The 17578-nt window shown below is 39.6% G+C and carries 17 protein-coding genes; 1 reads left to right on the top strand and 16 read right to left on the bottom strand.

Features of this window, described 5'->3' with window-relative positions; genetic code table 11:
* Window positions 1–8 precede the first annotated feature (8 nt).
* The 10 genes from ACM0OX_RS31720 to ACM0OX_RS31675 form a co-directional block, all read right to left on the bottom strand.
* Window positions 9–308 (bottom strand): hypothetical protein, encoded by a 300-nt coding sequence (locus ACM0OX_RS31720; protein ID WP_414518944.1) that lies wholly within the window; start codon window positions 306–308, stop codon window positions 9–11.
* Between the two features lie 54 nt (window positions 309–362).
* A complete protein-coding gene (cas8a1, locus tag ACM0OX_RS31715; RefSeq protein ID WP_414518943.1) occupies window positions 363–1898 on the bottom strand; it encodes a type I-MYXAN CRISPR-associated Cas8a1/Cmx1 in 1536 nt (511 codons plus the stop codon).
* Window positions 1899–1950: 52 nt separating this feature from the next.
* On the bottom strand, window positions 1951–2682 hold the full coding sequence (cas6, locus tag ACM0OX_RS31710; RefSeq protein WP_414518942.1) for a type I-MYXAN CRISPR-associated protein Cas6/Cmx6: 732 nt from the start codon (window positions 2680–2682) through the stop codon (window positions 1951–1953).
* Window positions 2683–2822: 140 nt separating this feature from the next.
* A complete protein-coding gene (locus ACM0OX_RS31705) occupies window positions 2823–3770 on the bottom strand; it encodes a TniQ family protein (RefSeq protein WP_414518941.1) in 948 nt (315 codons plus the stop codon).
* A 4-nt stretch (window positions 3771–3774) separates the two neighbouring features.
* Window positions 3775–5442 (bottom strand): ATP-binding protein, encoded by a 1668-nt coding sequence (locus ACM0OX_RS31700; protein ID WP_334836984.1) that lies wholly within the window; start codon window positions 5440–5442, stop codon window positions 3775–3777.
* Entirely contained in the window at window positions 5426–7657 is a 2232-nt protein-coding gene (locus ACM0OX_RS31695) for a DNA-binding protein (protein ID WP_414518940.1), read from the bottom strand. The genes ACM0OX_RS31700 and ACM0OX_RS31695 overlap by 17 nt, the downstream gene beginning before the upstream one ends.
* Window positions 7658–7678: 21 nt before the next feature.
* On the bottom strand, window positions 7679–8323 hold the full coding sequence (locus ACM0OX_RS31690) for a TnsA endonuclease C-terminal domain-containing protein (RefSeq protein WP_334836982.1): 645 nt from the start codon (window positions 8321–8323) through the stop codon (window positions 7679–7681).
* Window positions 8324–8649: 326 nt separating this feature from the next.
* Window positions 8650–10530, bottom strand: coding sequence for a glutamine--fructose-6-phosphate transaminase (isomerizing) (gene glmS, locus ACM0OX_RS31685; RefSeq protein WP_414518939.1), 1881 nt, complete (start codon window positions 10528–10530; stop codon window positions 8650–8652).
* Window positions 10531–10924: 394 nt separating this feature from the next.
* Window positions 10925–11170, bottom strand: a complete 246-nt coding sequence (gene psaC / locus ACM0OX_RS31680; RefSeq protein ID WP_015175986.1) for a photosystem I iron-sulfur center protein PsaC — start codon at window positions 11168–11170, stop codon at window positions 10925–10927.
* A 467-nt stretch (window positions 11171–11637) separates the two neighbouring features.
* Window positions 11638–11874 carry a hypothetical protein gene (locus tag ACM0OX_RS31675; RefSeq protein WP_334932866.1) on the bottom strand — a complete coding sequence of 79 codons (237 nt, stop codon included), beginning with the start codon at window positions 11872–11874 and terminating at the stop codon, window positions 11638–11640.
* Between the two features lie 209 nt (window positions 11875–12083).
* Between ACM0OX_RS31675 and ACM0OX_RS31670 the strand changes: the two genes are divergently transcribed.
* Window positions 12084–12452 carry a Dethiobiotin synthetase gene (locus tag ACM0OX_RS31670; RefSeq protein ID WP_414518938.1) on the top strand — a complete coding sequence of 123 codons (369 nt, stop codon included), beginning with the start codon at window positions 12084–12086 and terminating at the stop codon, window positions 12450–12452.
* Window positions 12453–12592: 140 nt separating this feature from the next.
* On the opposite strand, the gene ACM0OX_RS31665 is transcribed toward ACM0OX_RS31670, so the two are convergent.
* The 6 genes from ACM0OX_RS31665 to ACM0OX_RS31640 all read right to left on the bottom strand — a co-directional run.
* Complete coding sequence (locus ACM0OX_RS31665) at window positions 12593–13204, bottom strand: hypothetical protein (protein WP_334836979.1); 612 nt, start codon at window positions 13202–13204, stop codon at window positions 12593–12595.
* Entirely contained in the window at window positions 13182–13319 is a 138-nt protein-coding gene (locus ACM0OX_RS31660) for a hypothetical protein (RefSeq protein WP_414518937.1), read from the bottom strand. The genes ACM0OX_RS31665 and ACM0OX_RS31660 overlap by 23 nt, the downstream gene beginning before the upstream one ends.
* A gap of 105 nt (window positions 13320–13424) precedes the next feature.
* The gene (locus ACM0OX_RS31655; protein ID WP_414518936.1) at window positions 13425–14642 is read right to left on the bottom strand and encodes an ABC transporter permease; all 1218 of its coding nucleotides are present in this window, start codon (window positions 14640–14642) and stop codon (window positions 13425–13427) included.
* A 43-nt stretch (window positions 14643–14685) separates the two neighbouring features.
* Entirely contained in the window at window positions 14686–16155 is a 1470-nt protein-coding gene (locus ACM0OX_RS31650) for an efflux RND transporter periplasmic adaptor subunit (RefSeq protein ID WP_414518935.1), read from the bottom strand.
* 396 nt (window positions 16156–16551) lie between these two features.
* Complete coding sequence (locus ACM0OX_RS31645) at window positions 16552–17193, bottom strand: Uma2 family endonuclease (RefSeq protein ID WP_414518934.1); 642 nt, start codon at window positions 17191–17193, stop codon at window positions 16552–16554.
* Window positions 17194–17281: 88 nt separating this feature from the next.
* The coding region (locus ACM0OX_RS31640) for a hypothetical protein (RefSeq protein ID WP_414518933.1) at window positions 17282–17578 on the bottom strand (297 nt) is incomplete at its 5' end.

Below are 17578 nucleotides of genomic sequence, written 5' to 3'. Positions count from 1 at the left end.
GGGTTGGTTTACTCACTGCTGCTACTGTACTTCAGAAGACTGATAATCGCTATATCATCAAAGTTGGGGTCTTGCAAAACATAATCTGCTACTGGTTGAGCATTCTCATCCCAACGTCGATTCACCGGATAGCCAACATTTTGCCAGTAGTACCGTAATGCCCAACGAATCGCCTCAGATGAAACTGTAGTATGAACTTCACCTTTCCAATTCAATTTTTGTAATGGAGTTATATTACCTTCATTTTCCCCACGATTATTAGCTGCGGTTCCATAGCTAGTCAAGATATTACCGAATAAATGGAACATTTAAAATTGCCTATTAAATTCATGTTTTGTGTTTTATTAAATAAAAAAGTGTAATTATTCACTATTAGAATCAGAGATTTCCAATATTTCTTTTTCAACCATATTGCTTTTTGGATAACTAGCAAGGGCAATAAAAGTTAAATCTCTGGCAACTTTCCAATCCATTATCCCAGAAGTTAATGGTAGTAATTCTTCCCAGTGTTTTTCTAAAATGGAAAGTTGACCTGCTCTTCCCCAAAACTCCGCAATAAATTTCCGAAAATTTTCAGCATTTGTACAACGTCCTAGTTGCGATAAAATACGTGTGTTTTCTCGTTCAATTTGAGCATATTGACCCTCATTTGTTCGTCCATAAATTTTAGCGTATATTTTCTTCAATGCCTCATGACAAGCTTTAATAAAGAGTTTTTGACTTTCTATATTCCATTCAGAGTTTTGAATCATCTTATAAACTCCATCATTAGAAATGAGTTTCAATAAACTTCCATGTTTAAAGATTGTATATAAATTAGCCCACCAAGGAAAGCCCTTTACTAAGTTATTGGCAATTGTTCCCCTAAAGATATTGCTAATGATAAAATTTTTATTTTTATACTGAATAATTTGGTACTCTGGAAAATAAATCCGACTAAGCTTATAGATAAAATCTATTATTTCAGTCGTTTCTACCACTGCTATTTCTATGCGAGTTTTTTGCTGCTTTGACCAAACTACCGTTCCAAATAATATTACTTGGCATCGTTTTACTTGATCGGGTATAGCCAATTCTATAATTGTTTCGTAAGTAAGATATCTTAACGCAGCGTCTCCTAAGCTAGATACATTGAAATCCTTGTAATCTAAGTTTCTCAAATTCCAGTATTCCTGGGCATAAATTTCTAAGTCAACCACTTCAGGTATAACTAGGGCATATTGTGTATGTTCCGGTTTGGTATGCGATCGCAAAACAAAGTAGTGGCAAGCAACAGGAGCATATAAAAGAGCAAAAGCCAGTTGTGGTTTCTCTTCAAACTTAGTTTCTTTTGTAAAAGCAACATGACGAACTATAGACCCCGGATATAGCCACCCTGCTACACCAATTGATTGTCCAAATAATTGACCTTGTTTATCACACAGTTGTTTAGCAAAATCTTGATGAGCATAGGAAACTGCTTTCTTATACTCGACATCGATTTCTATACCATCAACTATTAATGGCCAGGATTTACCGCCGTTAAATTTCAAAACCTGGTTATGTTGGAGAAACGTTCCTGTTATTCCCAAGTGAATATAAATTTGGGTTTCAATATTGATTGAATGCGTATTTAAGCCTGTCAGCGAAATTAGACCTTCTTCATTAATCTGAAAAGATTGCTTTAGCAGCCAGTCTAAAACTACGAAATCCTGCCCTTGCCATTCAAGGCTAATACTACGAGGAGTCAGCAACCAAGTTAAATTACCAGGCCGTTCCGCAGCTATTGGGTATAGTTTTTCTAGTTGCTTGAGCGTCATCCACAACCCTGCTATGCCAGCACGATGTATCCAAGTTATGCTTGGATCGCCCAAATTTAACTGAATTTTGGGGTTAACAACACTAGCTACTACGGACATCTTATTTATTTCTGGGAAATACTCTCAAACCTATATTGGGTCAAAACCAGCTTTAACTTGCGTTTCCCTTTCTCTTCACAGGCACAAAAACGCCACAGCCCATCTTACGTTTTCCCCCAATGCCATATCTCAGCAATGTTAGCGAATCTTCATTGTTGAGATTAATGATTTCTAATCCAAAACCCACAACCGTAAAGCCCTTGATTTTGATACTTCTACGTTTTGGGCTACCATCAGTATTTTTGGTAATAAAGGCTTTTCCCTGGATACCCAGTTGTTCTAACTGACGCTGTGCGGCTGCTAAAAATGATTCCGGTTCTTGATAACCCTGGATAATCACTATACGCGATCGCAATCTCTCATCTGGCTCAAGCAAATAAATTTCAGGAATTCCCAAGCGAATTGTGTGCTTACCAATTTTCAGCGACTTCCCTGCTAACGGATAGATTAGACTGATTTTGTCCACAGGTAGGCGAATCTGAAGCCTGGAATTATCAGTCAGATGAATCTGACCATCCTCGCTGGGAATACCTGCAATAGTGTGAATACCCAATGTATCTATGTCATGAACTTGGGATTGAAAATGAGCGATCGCAGAATACAACTCATAACCGTGATCCACAGGTATAGTCTTACCAATGATGCTAAAACGTAATTCAACCCAGGGTAACTTAGGCGTTAAAGTTTCTTTTGGGTAGGTTTGGGTTAAAGTTTCTGTTATGGGGGTTTGGGTAGGTAAGCTAAAATAGCTACTCATCTCTTTCACCATATCTTGTTGAACCAAACAGACAAAATCTTAGGCTACTCATTCTTATTTCCTTAGAATACCCGATAGTTTTATATATAAGTTTTTATTAAGCGAAATTAACAATAATAATATTTTGTAATAAAAATGGTTTTAACTATAAAACTGCCAACTAATATTTACCTAAAAAAATTTTCTAGAGAGTTAGCTAGAAAATTTATAATTATAATATGTATGATTCGGTCAATGACTGGGTTTATATCACAGGCTAGCAGGCAATTAGAAAAATATTTATCGGGATTTTTAATACAATTTTGATTAATAGTTTCAAAAAAGTCTTGTCCATAAAAGTTAAAGATAGATTTAGAAAAATCTTTCTCTTTAAATATAAATTTACTACCTGGAAAAAGTGTGATTAATTTTTTATTAACTAAATAATGCTTATATTGGCTGCGAAGCCAAGCTAAACCTTTAAAATCCATATTATTACTAATTAGCCACTCAACTTCCCTGGCTAACACTATTAAGTTTCGTAAAGTTCCTTCTGTATAATTTATTGTGTTCGTATTGAGAATACAATTATCTGGACTTGCAGCATGATAGTGTGTGTTTCGCATTTCGACCATAACTGAGCTATCATATAGAGCTGAATTATGAACAGAGCAAACCATTACACCAGGAATTTGGTGAAACCGATGCCAGTAACCTTCTCCAAATTTTTGCGTATCTTCTTCCATACATATAGGACAAAACTTGAGAAACTTTTTTGCTCTATCGGTAGAATTAAAAGCTACTTTAGCCATCTCTAAGATAGAGCCATTTAGTTTTTTCTTCATTGACTCTCTTACTACCCAAGCTTCCTGTGGAATTAGAAAAGTCGCATAAAAAGGGTATAAACTATGATTTTGAATTATATTTTCTACAGTCTGCTTTGAACGCAAGGGTAAGTTATTAACTAGATAATTTAAGTTACTAGGTAAAATAACTCTACATATTTGTTGAGAATAATATCCAAATAGCTCTATTTCTGTTTGCCTGAAACTTGTGTTACCACTCCTGATATGATACCGAGCTAAACCACTATACAAAAGCTCATCAGGATAAAGTTGTGGAAAAAAACTGAGCATAAGCCTACTCAATATTGATAAAGTCTTGAAGTGGATTTTTAATTATATCTGCTGCTTTTAAGTCTTGATAAGCAGGAATTTTTTTATTCTTGGCATTTTCGACAATTTGCCGAATATCATTACTCTGATATTTTGGCTTTGTTTTGCGTATGTTCGTCTTTGCAGTGCCTTTCTTAACTGGCTCGCCTTGCAAAGCAGAAATATATGCTTCTTTTACCAACGAAGGAATATCTGCATTATCTTCATTAATTGCAAGAACTTTTTCAGCACACTCTTTAGCTACAGAAGGCTCTACATCTAACTTCACAAGTTCAACAATAATATGACGTAGCTTTACTGATTGATTTCCCCTGTTTTGCTGCTTACGTGCTAATCTGCGAACTTCTTCTAAGTCCCTAGATTCAAGCTCAGACAAACACTTGTTTTTGTATTCTATAGCATCAATGGGAGCAATATCTTTGTATTTAATCATCCAATCCTGATCTCCTGACCTTATAGCATCCAGCATTGGTTTGACTAAATATAGTCCGTCTTTCGCTGATTGGTGAATTAGGTCAACAGTAATTTTCTCATCACCTCCGAGCGAAATTGCCCTCCATTGAATCATTTTATAGAGCTTGATAGCAATATCAATAATTCCTTGACACTCGTAGTAGAAAGCTTCGTTAATTTCATCAGAAAAATCAACAGGAGTTTTTGTCCACTGATACTCCCATATTCCCGTGAGGAAGAAATCCCAGTCATCATCTTGAAGCATTCTCTCCCAAATGACACTTCCTTGCCCTGTTCCTCTTCTAGCATTCCGAAAATTACCTTGTAAAATTGGAAAAGCCTCGTTTGTTCCCACTCGAATTACTGGAACTCCGATAGTGTTATCCATTTTGACTAAAAAATTTAATAAATCATCTCTATTCCTTCTTGCGTTCACCAAATTTTGCATTTCATCTATAACCAAAACTCCTAAGTGATGGGTATGAGCAATTTGGGCAACTTGAGCTAACATATAGTCTTCTGAATTACCTCTAGAACCAAATTTCTTGAAGTAGCTAGTTCCAAGAAGCCTGTCAACAGCAAGAAAAATATCAGTACACAAACCTTTCAAAGAGCGGGGACAATCAACTTTCAGCCAAACAATTTGGAAAGTAGTATATTCTGGATGAAGAATGACCTGCGGGTATAAAGACAAAATATTCAGCAGATTAGTTGACTTGCCCATTCCTGATGGACCAATCAGTGTCAGCCCTGATGCAGAGGTAGGAACATAAACATAATTTTCCAATGTTTTACCGCCGCCATCTTTTATAGCATCATAGATTTGCCTTGACCTACGTGTATATTCTGGCTTCAAAATATTTCGAGCTATATAGCCTTGCATAATTAACACAGCAATTACCTTCTGTAGCTCGATTGTCTTGTTCTGTGGATCAAAATATCTCGATAATCGTTCAATGCAATGAAATCTATACTGTGGCTCTAGCTCCGTCTCTACAGAATCATAATCAGGCACTTCTGTCACTCTTTCAACAAACTCATCTCTTGAAAGGATAGGAGGTAATGCCTGAACTAGGGGATTAATATTATATTCAGCTAACTTATGGTCACTATATTTAGCAATAGCAGCCCAATCACCATTTGGAATTTCAACCCATTCACGCTCATTCTTTCCGTCCACGTTTACGCTCCAGTCGTTTCTGCTTAAGAATATCAAGATGATTAGGTCGCAACGATTTGGGTGGTTTTAAGCTTTCATTGTTCGTCTCTACAGCTTCCGTGCTAGTTGGAGTTTCTGTTTTTGCTAGCTCAAATCCCTCATTTTCACGTCGTTTAGCCTTTTCAAAAGCCCTATTTTCTCTAATACCAGCAACTTTTTTGCTCTTACTTAATGGTTCATCCTGAGCCGCCTCAGTCATGTTTTCTGCTTTACTAACTATATGTTCTATATCTGCTATTAAATCAACTTTTTCTTGTAGTGTTTTGCCTTGAGCTTTCTGCTGTTGTAATTCTTCGTAAGCAAGCATATACTCAATATCATAAAAGTTTTTGTTAATGTATCTACCTTCTGGGTCAATAAGATAACACTTTTCAAAATTTCTACCATCCTCTAATGGGAGGTAAATAAAATTAGGGTTCCTAATATCATAGGAAACTATTAACGATTTCTCTGATTTAGAGAGCATATTGCTTCTAGCTTTTTCAAACCATTGTTCCTTTTGTGCTTGATCGCAGCTATAGTACATATCCTTGCTTCTGAGTTTAATGCCTTTAGCAGTGATGGTGGCTTTTTCAGTTGGCATTAGATTTAATTTGACAATATCTTCAGGAAAGCTTCTAAGTCTACCAGAGCGATTAGCGATACCCCACTTCCATAACTCTCTAGGGATAGGAGGTACATCATCAGCAATCATCGCTTCATCCCTCTCATATTCATTAAGAGGTTTATTATTATGGAAAATAATTAAACGAATAATAATTTCAGCAAATTGGTCTATATCGAGTTTACTATCTAGTCGATAATCTCTTGCGCCTCTTTGTCTAAAATCTGTATCCACATAACCAGGTAAGAAAGGCTTTACATACTCATGAATAATACGAAAGTGCCTTTCGACTAAACCCTTCCAATCTGCTCGGTAAGAAGCTGCATTTTCGATACGAACATAAAGATTAGGGATTAATGGCTCTACAGCCATTCCTGCCAATTCTCCCCTGTCTCCTAAAATTGCATCTGGCATTTGATTACAAGACCATTGTTCTTCAGCAATATCAATGTTATATTCCTGACAAAGCATGACTTTATCTGCGGCTACATTAGTTAAAGCCATCATTGCTCCTATCCAAGATGGCCCCTCTAAACCGACATAAAAACCCGTTATCATTCGACTAAAAACATCAATAATTACGTATATAACTGGTCTGCCAATTATCCAGTTACGATTGTATTTAGAAACTAAATATACATCTCCGACTGTAGCATCAATTTGATATCGAGAACCGGGGCCAATAGTTTCCATCTTAGAGGTTCCCAAAATAGCTCTGTTTTCCAGAGCAAATTTCTTCGCTCCTATTCGAGATGTCAAAGTTTTTGTTACATCATATTGCTCAATTTGATACCAATATTTGAATTGGGTAATTGTAGGTATTTTCTCAGTCGGAGTTAGAATAGATTTTCTAACACCATTATCGTCATATCTGATTCCTTCTTTATAAAACTCCTTTACCATTAACTCGTAGGCAGTTGTGAAAGAGTTTTCCTTTGGATTATTGTAAAATCTGCTAATAGCTATTCTAAAGATTTTCCTATCCTCTTCCGTGACATTGACCCCTTCACCTATTTCTGGATCGTATGAATATTTTTTAGGTCTTCCTCTCTTTTTGCTTGAATCCCCTCTAATTTTACCCTTACCTGATGAATTGATAAAATCAGGTATCAAAGCATTTTTGGTTTTCCCCCTTTGCCAAAATCGTCTCATGTATCCATAAACAGTTTTTTCTACTAATTTATCTTTTTCTCTTCCTTCGTTATACTTTTTAATAACTTGCTTTACCAGAGAACCTCGAATATTCCTATAATATATTGAAGGTTCCTGCACAACTAAAGATGAAATTATTTCCCAAGCTTTATCTCTATACTCTTTATCTCTATCTGTTAAATTTTCCTCACGAATTATTCTTGCCCAAGGGTCTTGTTTCTGCTTAAATGCAAGACCTTCAGACATAGCTTCTAAAATTTCAGATACTTTCTTCGGTTCTGGCAAACCTTTTTTAGAATTAATATCAAGAACAAAGGCAATAACATAACCTTCGTCGATCCAAATAATTCTTTCGATCAGTTGACTATTTCCATCTGATTCCCACTCGATAAGGTCATTGATAAATAAATCTTCATGCATCTTACGTATCAAATAATATTTCTAAAATATAATTTTTTCGATAACTTTGCTGGAAGGACAAGCAGATATTTTTGTCTCCAACATATTTATAATGATTTTTTTTGCGGCAATTAAATGCTTAAACATGTAAAGTGATGTACCAGACTTGATATTCATTTCTTTATCTAGAGCGGTAGTTACTCTATTTATTGCCGTATCGTGTTCCTGAAGCTTGGATTTTAAAATAGTTCCTAGCTCATGCAATTGGGGAATATCCATTTCAGAATTTGCTTCTAAATTATAGGCAGAATGAATCCACTCAACATTTTCCGCTAATAGCCTTGGAATTTCATTTTCTGTAACAATTCCCCAGTCTATGCTTTTTGCTAAGTAGTACCGCCTCTCTAATTCCAATTTTTCAATTACTCGCTTTTTCTCTAGCTCTGTTGATTGCTTAACTGTTCGGGCAATCTGAACCTGCTTTCCATTCTGATTTACTGTAAGCATGAAATCAGTTGTTAAGACATAAGGAGTACCACTTTGTAGGTCTACAGGATACTTTATACCCATCTCCGTAGCAATACTCATCGCTAGGTCAAGGTCGTCTAAAGGGAATTGCTCTCTTGTATCTGTGACGACATCTGACCACTCAAATAAATAAAATAATCGTTTTTCTTGGTCTGACAAGAAATGATGTACTCGGTTGCTTTTCCAGCCAGGAGTCCTAGACGACCGACCTTTCGAGGGAAAATCTTGGATTGTAATCCAGGGCTTATAGTCTTTACCACTCCCCCGCCCACGACCTTCTTTTCTATAGCGCTCAAATTTGGCTTGCGTCCATTCTCCTCTGCCTCTAACCATAAAAATAACCCCTGAGAGCGATCGCATATCTTCTTAATACAAGCGTACTCTGTAAAGGGTTATTGTTTAACCGAATTATTAATTGTTTAGCCGAATTATTAATTGTTCAACCGAATTATTCCTCCACAATTAATCTTAAGTATAAAATTATACTATTCCACGGTAACACTTTTAGCAAGGTTACGAGGTTGATCGACATCTAAACCGCGACGGGCGGCAATATGATAAGCCAATAGTTGCAAAGGAACTACTGTCAGAATCGGAGAAAGCAATTCTTCTACATGAGAGACGGGAAGAAGATCGTTAAAGATTTCCGCAGCTTCGCCATCGTTGACGGGAGTCACGCCAATTAACCGAGAATCTCTGGCTTTGGCTTCCTGGGCATTAGAAATAACTTTTTCGTAAACACTACCAGGTATTGCGATCGCAACTACTGGTACTTTCGCATCTAAAAGTGCGATCGGGCCGTGTTTCATTTCTCCAGCCGGATACCCTTCGGCGTGAATATAGCTGATTTCTTTTAATTTCAACGCCCCTTCTAAAGCAATGGGGAAGTTAATTCCTCTTCCTATAAAAATGAAATCTTGGGTTTCGGCGAACTCATGGGCTAGCTGTTCGGTTAAACGTTCCTGAGTTTCCAAAGTTGCTTCAATTTCTTTGGGAATCTGCCGCAACCCATTAATAATTTGATCTAATGTATCTTTTGAAACTGTCTGACGACGAGCTGCTAAATCCAATGCCAAAGCATAAAACGCCATCAGTTGAGCAGTAAAAGTTTTCGTCGCTGCTACCCCAATTTCAATTCCCGCTAAGGTACTAATAATATGCGGTACTAGATGACCAAGGCTGCTTTCTGGACGATTGGTAATACCCAGTAGTCGCGCTTGATATTTGGCTTCTTTCCCTTGGCGACGTTCTTTTTCCATCGTCAAAGCTGCTAGGGTATCGGCGGTTTCACCTGATTGAGTAACACCAACAATCAACGTGTTAGCTGTCACGGGTGATGGTGCATAACGATACTCAGAAGCGTAATGTACCTGAGTGGAAATTCCTGCTAATTGTTCGAGTAAATATTTTCCGATTAATGCTGCGTGCCAACTGGTACCACAGGCGAGGATCTGGATTTGTTCTAAATCAGTGTATAAATCCGCAGGTAAACCAAGATTGATTGGCGATTCGGTAGATTCGGCTGGGTTAAAGTAAGCGTCTAAACTAGCTCTTACTACTCCTGGTTGCTCATGGATTTCTTTGAGCATGAAGTGTTTGAATCCCTGCTTTTCAACCATTGCCGGATTGAAGTTGAGCAGCCGGGGTTGTTTTTTCAACCTATCGCCAGCAAAATTGTAAATCTCAACGCCCAAAGGTGTGAGGCGGGCAATTTCGCCATTTTCCAGAGGTAGCACTGCACGGGTGTAGGCAACGATCGCTGGCGTGTCAGAAGCACAAAATAACTCCCCTTGACCAAAACCAATTACCAAGGGTGCTTGTTGGCGAACAACAATCAATTCATCGGGGTAGTCAGCAGAAATAACTGCGATCGCAAATGCCCCTTTTAGGTGGTTAACAGCTTGGCGAATTGCTTCTAGGAAGGGAGATGAGGAAGATGAGGGAGGAAGATTCTTTAAAAATTCGGCTATTAAATGGGGAATGACTTCTGTATCGGTTTCAGAAAGAAATATGTGTCCTTTGGCTTTGAGTTCTTCGCGTAACTCGCGGTAGTTTTCAATAATGCCATTTTGCACCACCGCGACTCGTTTTGCTGTATCCAAATGGGGATGGGCATTATACTCTTCTGGTTTACCATGAGTTGCCCAGCGTGTATGACCAATACCAATTTGGGCAGGGGTTTCCATTTGTTCCAGTTTAGAACGCAGGTTATGGAGTTTACCTTTTGCCCGTACACAATTTACCTCACCTTCCCAAACAGTGGCGATTCCAGCCGAATCGTAGCCCCTGTACTCTAGTTTCTCCAGTCCAGCTAGTAAAATGTCTGTCGCCGCTTGAGTGCCTATATATCCAACAATTCCGCACATTCTTCACGCCACTTTTTTTTCAGGATGATTAAATCCAGTATAGTAGGTAGCATAAAGTGGACGTTTTGCAAAGAAAAAAGGGAGTATTTTACTCCCTCTATCACTAGGTATTGTTATAGATTTTAGGTTTTTTTACAGCGGATTCCCCGTCAGCTTTTGACCTGACGGTACAAATACGGCTTCTAGGATTTAGATACCCAGAGATTATATCCCCAATCTAAAATTGCGATTTTGTAAGGCGGGCAATGTCCACTTTACGATCGTAAAAGTGCTTGCTATTGAGACACTTCAAAGACTTGAGTGCCGAGTTCCGAGTTCCGAGTGAAGAATCAAGAAATTGTGTTTCTGATTTACTTCTTTTTGTCTCAGCACTCAGCACTCAGCACTCAGCTTTTTAGTAAGCTAGACCCATACTGCGAGTTGTTTCAGCGCCCAGGTAAACCCGGATGCTCAAAAAGTCGGTGGGACAAGCGGTTTCGCAGCGCTTACAGCCAACACAATCTTCTGTACGGGGTGAAGAGGCAATTTGAGCAGCTTTACAGCCATCCCAAGGAACCATCTCAAGTACATCAGTAGGGCAAGCGCGGACGCATTGGGTGCAGCCAATGCAGGTATCGTAGATTTTTACGGAATGAGACATTGAATAAACGGCTCCTTTCGAGTGTTCTTCTCTGCGAAAGAATCATAATCAACGCATAGTCTACCGCAGTGGTTGATAGGCCGTAATCAAAAGGCTACATAACTTCAAACAATGTAATAAGCACCGTTAAAATTTGTTTTTGCGAGATTGTCCCTATTGACTGATAATCAGCAACATTATCAGAGCGTATTTACCACAGTGACATACCATAATGGGGTTGAATCGTAAAGATAGATGAAACAAAATTAAAAGGGATTTGCGATCGCCACATCCCCGTGTAAACGAAAACAGTTTGGCAATCTAAATTACGCAAAAACTTGTTTTTATTACTGAACAAAACTGCTTTTGCAATGTAAATGATTAATTTAGAGACTGCGATGCCTACGGCGGGCTGCGCCTACGCTCACTAATAACTTGTATATTTAATTTCTTAGGGCTGGCAATTTCATAATGTTTATTCGTGCATATCAGAGGATTTCAGAAATTGCAAATTCATCATTTATAGTAGAAATTTGTGTTTGAATATTTGGCAGTGTAGCGGTTATTTGCAACTGTTCATCTAAATTTTTAGTATCAGTAAATTTATCTTTTACATACTCCCTTTCTCGGATTTGTCGAACAATACTTTCTAACAGCCAAAGTTGTTCTTCTACAGACAAGGCAAGGATAGAGCGTTCAATTTCTAGTAAATTCGGTGAGATCATTTTACTTTTGATTCCTAGTAAGGTGTATTTTTCAAAGATATTATATTCAGTCTATCTGGTTAACCTAGAGCATCGCCAATTCCTCATCATTTTCCCCACGCCTATCATTTCATAAATCATCAGAGATTGCTATAAATAACTAGAAAGCCGTTTTATTACTTTTTAATTAAGTATTACTGCTGAAGTAAAATGTACGCTAAACTGACTACATGAATTACGAAACAGCTAGGAAACTCCTCATAGATCAGACAATCACAACCGAGGAAAACCCAGATGCACTGTTAACGCGTATGAAACAGGGCAAACCGCCGGTACCCGGTCAGATCACTTCGATTTTGTTGGCATTGAAAGTGGTGTTTGAAGCCCTCAAAGATGCAAAAAGCGTAGACCGAGAACTGGCTTTGGCCCTTTATCAGTTAAGCATTAAGGCGCAACAGCTATTTGGTGCAGGGCGTAAAGCCGGAGTTGATTGGCCACCACTACTCAAAGAAGATTTACTACGAATTTCCTTAGCAGCTGAAAGTATCTTTTCGGGTATATGGCAAACCTTAGCTCCGATGGAGTTGGGGAAGAGATGAGGGAGCAGGGGAGCAGGGGAGCAGAGGAGCAGGGGGATAAGGAAAATAATTCCTTACTTCACTTTTAACTCAGAACTCAGAACTCAGAACTCAGAACTCAGAACTCAGAACTCAGCACTCAGCACTCAGATAGATGCCTATTAACGAATTTGCAGTTCATTTTCTAACTTGTCTAGGTCAGTTTTGAGCAAAACCGTCATTTGACCGGTAAAAGCTTTGCCATTCTTGGGTTGGGCAACTTCCACCCAATATACATAGCGATCGCCTACTCGTAATTCTCCCTTTAAGGCTTCCCGAATCGGAGTTTTGGCTAGACGCGCGGAATTAACTACCTTCTGGTTGGGATATTGATACACGACTTGGGCGCGATCGTAGTCTTGATAAATCTCCAAGCCATAAATTACCCGCAGGGATTCTTGGAGACGCGTAAATGTCATGCCGTTAATAGCATCATACATAGTAATGCGCTCAGTCCGAATTGTGCCACGGTCTTTGGAAAACTCCACCCTACCAGGAGGCAATACCGACGCTTGAAAAGTGAATCGTTGGGCAGCAGTATCAGTCTTTTGCACAAATAATTTCTCCCCTCTCCTGGGGCGGAGTGTTGGATGTGCTTTAATCCAAGTGCCTACCTCTTCTGTACTTTGTCCTGGTAAAGCATTGGCTTGGGAATCAAAAAGCGTTCCCACACAGAGCCAGGGAACTAGAGAAAAAGGTAAAATTAAACAGTTAAGTAGAGATTTTTTGAGCATTTTGCTGTTCAGGATTTTCATAGAAATTTCCCCATTTGGGATTAACCATAGTCTTCCCGTTTTTCAGCAAAATTACTTCAATGGATTGTAGCGATCGCCCAACTATAGGACTCATATCAATACTGTTCGGTTAAGGTAAGAGATGCGATGAATCGCCGTCAAGACAAAACGACTGATTATTGTAGAGACGGCGATTTATCGCGTCTTTGTGATAATTTATCTAGGCACTTCTCAAAGCCACAATGGGGTCGAGTTTAGCAGCGCGACGTGCAGGAACAACGCCAAAGAATAAACCAATAGCCCCAGAGACACCAACTGCCATAGTAATTGCTATAGGAGAAAGACTCGCTTCTAAAGGAGTCAAAGCTCCCACTAATAGAATGCCACTGATACCAACCGCAGTCCCAACTAAACCACCGGCTGCGGAAACAATTACTGCTTCAATGATGAACTGTAGCAAAATATCTTGCTCAGTTGCACCGATCGCTTTTCGCAATCCGATTTCTTGGGTGCGTTCGGTGACGGAAACTAGCATAATATTCATGATGCCAATGCCGCCGACAAACAGGGATATACCTGCGATCGCAGCTAGCATAATTGTCAATGCACCTGTAATTTGACCGACAGTTTGCAAAGCATCTTTCTGGGTGCGGAGGGTAAAGTCATCTTCACCATTAATTTTGTGTCTTAGACGCAGCAAATTAGTAATTTGAAATTCTGCTGCATCCACGCTATCGGAATCACGAGCCGCAGCAACGAGATAATCTAAGGCAATACCATAAGGAGAATTCTTGCCCACAAGTCGGTTTGCAGATGTCGTGATTGGTATTAAAGCAGCATCATCATAATCTGCTCCCACACTGGAACCTTTGGCTGTTAACGTTCCAATCACTTGAAAGCTGGTATTTCCAATTCGCAATTGCTGTCCTACAGCGTTACTATTACCGAATAGTTTTTCTGCCAAGTCTCCACCCAGCACTACCACTTGGTTATTTCGCTTGATGTCTACCTCAGAGAAAAACCTGCCTTTAGCAGTTTCAAAATCCCGCACAGATAGAAAACTCGGAGTTGTGCCAATAATATTGACATCGGTATTTCTGTTGCGGTATGTAATTACCTGTCTTCTATTTAACTCTGGTGCAACTCCTACTACAGTTGGGACTTGAGAAGCGATCGCATCCGCATCTTGCAACACCAGAGTTTTTGGCACTTCAAAGGAGATCCGCTGAGTTTCTCGATTACCTGGCAGTACAAATAGCACATTTGGCCCTAATGACTGCAACTGTTTATTCACATACTTTTGCCCACCTTCGCCAATGCCAATCATGGCAATCACCGAAGCGTTGCCAATAACTATACCCAACATCGTGAGGGCGCTACGCAGTTTATTTGACAGCAGGGTTTTCCCCGCCATATTCATGCTTTCGAGAAAATTCATATCTTAAATTACGAATTACGAATTACGAATTACGAATTACGAATTACGAATTATTTTGTTCTTTAGCCTTTTCGATTTTGTAGTCTTTGGGTGGGTTAACAAAAATGCGATCGCCTTCTTTAACTCCACCTAAAATCTGAGTTTGGTCTTGAATTTGTGCCCCAACTGTAACTTCGCGAAACTGGGGTTTATTCTTTGCATCTGGTACGAGTACGCCAGTTTTACCCTTTTCGGTGACAATTGACACCGTTGGTAATACCAAGGCATTATTAACGCGATCGCCTAAAAAAGTCAGATCCACATTTAAGCCAGAACGCAGTTTATCTATGCCAGTATCAAGAGCAACCCGCACCTGGAAGGATGTCACACCTTGTTCCACCACGGCTTCGGGAGCAATCAGGCGCACATGACCTTTAAAAACTCGATCGGGATAGGCATCGGCGACAATTTCCACCTGCTGTCCCTGTTTTATTCTGCCAAGATCGGCTTCGGGAACTTGAGCTAATATTTCTAAACCCCTTGCTACAGCGACAATTGAACTAGAAGTTGCCGATGCACTAGTAGATGCAGAAGTTGTGGGTGTGACGAACGCACCTGGTTCGGCATACTTTTGGGTGACAATTCCCGACAGAGGAGCGCGAATAATAGTATCTTCCAACTGCACTTGTACACCCTTTAACTGAGCCTCGGCAGATGCAACAGCGGCTTGACGCTGGGCAATTTCCTCAGAACGGGTTCCATCTTCTAACAGTACCAATGCTGCCCGTGCTTCGTTAACAGCAGCTTGGCGTTGGTCAATTTCCTCACTCCGAGTCCCACTTTGGACTAAGGAAAATCGTTTTTTCGCTTCTTCTAAATTGGCTCTAGCACTTTTGTCATCGCTGATGGCTTGATCGAGTAATTGTTTTTTCTCTGCTCCTTCTTTATATAGATATTCGTAACGCTTTACCTGTTCGCTGGTGTAATTCACCCTTGCTTGAGCCGCATCTACTTGAGATTGAGATTGAGCAATCTCCTGGGGACGATTACCAGCTTTAGCTGCGGCTAATTGAGCTTGAGATTGTGCTAATCGCGCCTTAGCTTGAGTGATTTCTTGAGGACGACTACCAGCAATGGCTTGGGCTAGCTGTGCTTGACTTTGGGCTAAGTTGGCACGATACTGGCTCCTTTGAGCCTCAATACCGGCGCTATCCATGCGGGCGAGAATTTGCCCTTGTTGAATGCGATCGCCTTGTTCGACATATAATCGCGACAGCACTCCAGGGTTCTTCGGACTAATATTTACGCTCTGAACTGGCACGACTTTGCCACTAGCGGTAATCCGCAAGGTGACGGTTTGGGCTGCAACTGGCACAGTTAGTTGAGTAATATCTTCTTTATTTGTCCCTTGATTTACCAAAGTGTAAGTTGTTATAGTACCCACAACCAAAGCACTCCCCGCCATTAGCCCTATCAGCCAGCGCAACGGATACTTAACTTTGCCAATAACTGGAATTTCTATGTGCGTAGCCATATTATAGAAGCCTGTAAATCTTGCGGTATAAGAATATTTTTTAGTTAGAGGACAAGTGGAGAATACGGAGTTGTTAAAGCTTTGGGATTAAATTTTTATGAGTCAATTAACAACTAGACGCATAATAAGCTTCACAGTTGCTTAATCTTCCTTCATACTAGGCATTAGTATTTCTGTATGTCTTCACCTGAAAGGGTGACTTTCGCCACAGCATATTAGTGCAATTCTGAACTATTTGTGAGAAACAAGATCCTCAACTTTTTTGAGAAGCTGGGAATCTACGGCGGGCAATTCTCACAAATCAGATAGGATTGCTATAGTGCGATCGCGCTTTAGTTGCTCTGTATCCTTTGCTTTTTCCCTACTCCCCATTCTCTACCGCAAAGCAGTTTGTAATTATTGCTGAAATTGGGTTAACAACCAAGCACCAACTTGACTTTGATTTATTTGACGAGTTCGGCGTAATGCATCGTTTAATAAAGAAATAGCTAATCCTGGTAATACCTGAGATTCTGTAATCCGCCTACTACCTTGGTTTTCAATAGCAAAAGCCATAACTTGGACATTCTGGACATTTAAAATCCAGTATTCTTTCACTCCTAAATCTTCGTATAAAAGTCGTTTTTCACCTTGATCGTCAGCAAGTGAGGTATTAGCCACTTCAATAACTAAATCTGGTGCTGGATAGATATCTAACCTGATGATAGAAGTACCGTAGGGAATGACATCAGCATTTTCACCAATATAGTAAGACACATCAGGTTGAGCTTCCTTGAAGCCTGTTTTCCGATATGTACAATTATCCTTGCCATTTAAAGCAATACCTTTGATGCTGGCAAACAAGTTAACAGCAAAGATAATAATTGTATGATCGCTGGCATGGTCATTTCCGATTGGCGGCATTTCAATCCTCATCTGTCCATTGTGGTAGTAGCCCTTGGCTTTTTCGTAGTCAGGATTTTCAATTATTTGGATATATTCATCCCAAGTTGCTGTTATCCAGGTATCGCTTGCTAGTTGGGTCTGTAATTCGCTCATAATATTGCGAAAGAGGAACTTTAACAACCATCATACAAGTTTCATTTTCCAGCACTAAGCTGACAGCAAAGCTTTAACTGCATCCTTGCTAACAATTTTCGTAGGGTATGTTACGCCGGAGGCTAACGCACCGATGGTCTACTTTTACAAAACCAGTCTTTAAGGCGGATGAATCCAGTTCAAAGGCGGATGAACGAGTATCTGAGGTGGATTCATCCAGTTCAAAGGTGGATGAACGAGTATCTGAGGTGGATTCATCCAGTTCAAAGGTGGATGAACGGAGTTCTAAGGTGGATTCATCCAGTTCAAAGGTGGATGAACGGAGTTCTAAGGTGGATTCATCCAGTTCAAAGGTGGATGAACGGAGTTCTGAGGTGGATTCATC

Source organism: Nostoc sp. PCC 9305 (assembly GCF_963920915.1).
Lineage (GTDB): Bacteria > Cyanobacteriota > Cyanobacteriia > Cyanobacteriales > Nostocaceae > Nostoc.
Note: the sequence above shows the minus strand (reverse complement) of the source record. Positions and strands in the feature narration are given on the sequence as shown.

Bases quoted from the DNA above. Each gene is read 5' to 3' on its own strand.
- ACM0OX_RS31660 (WP_414518937.1), bottom strand. From the start codon at position 13,319: ATGAGTCCTATAGTTGGGCGATCGCTACAATCCATTGAAGTAATTTTG.
- ACM0OX_RS31670 (WP_414518938.1), top strand. From the start codon at position 12,084: ATGAATTACGAAACAGCTAGGAAACTCCTCATAGATCAGACAATCACA.
- ACM0OX_RS31665 (WP_334836979.1), bottom strand. From the start codon at position 13,204: ATGCTCAAAAAATCTCTACTTAACTGTTTAATTTTACCTTTTTCTCTA.
- ACM0OX_RS31705 (WP_414518941.1), bottom strand. From the start codon at position 3,770: ATGCTCAGTTTTTTTCCACAACTTTATCCTGATGAGCTTTTGTATAGT.
- ACM0OX_RS31655 (WP_414518936.1), bottom strand. From the start codon at position 14,642: ATGAATTTTCTCGAAAGCATGAATATGGCGGGGAAAACCCTGCTGTCA.
- glmS (WP_414518939.1), bottom strand. From the start codon at position 10,530: ATGTGCGGAATTGTTGGATATATAGGCACTCAAGCGGCGACAGACATT.
- ACM0OX_RS31645 (WP_414518934.1), bottom strand. From the start codon at position 17,193: ATGAGCGAATTACAGACCCAACTAGCAAGCGATACCTGGATAACAGCA.
- psaC (WP_015175986.1), bottom strand. From the start codon at position 11,170: ATGTCTCATTCCGTAAAAATCTACGATACCTGCATTGGCTGCACCCAA.
- ACM0OX_RS31675 (WP_334932866.1), bottom strand. From the start codon at position 11,874: ATGATCTCACCGAATTTACTAGAAATTGAACGCTCTATCCTTGCCTTG.
- ACM0OX_RS31650 (WP_414518935.1), bottom strand. From the start codon at position 16,155: ATGGCTACGCACATAGAAATTCCAGTTATTGGCAAAGTTAAGTATCCG.
- cas8a1 (WP_414518943.1), bottom strand. From the start codon at position 1,898: ATGTCCGTAGTAGCTAGTGTTGTTAACCCCAAAATTCAGTTAAATTTG.
- ACM0OX_RS31720 (WP_414518944.1), bottom strand. From the start codon at position 308: ATGTTCCATTTATTCGGTAATATCTTGACTAGCTATGGAACCGCAGCT.
- ACM0OX_RS31695 (WP_414518940.1), bottom strand. From the start codon at position 7,657: ATGCATGAAGATTTATTTATCAATGACCTTATCGAGTGGGAATCAGAT.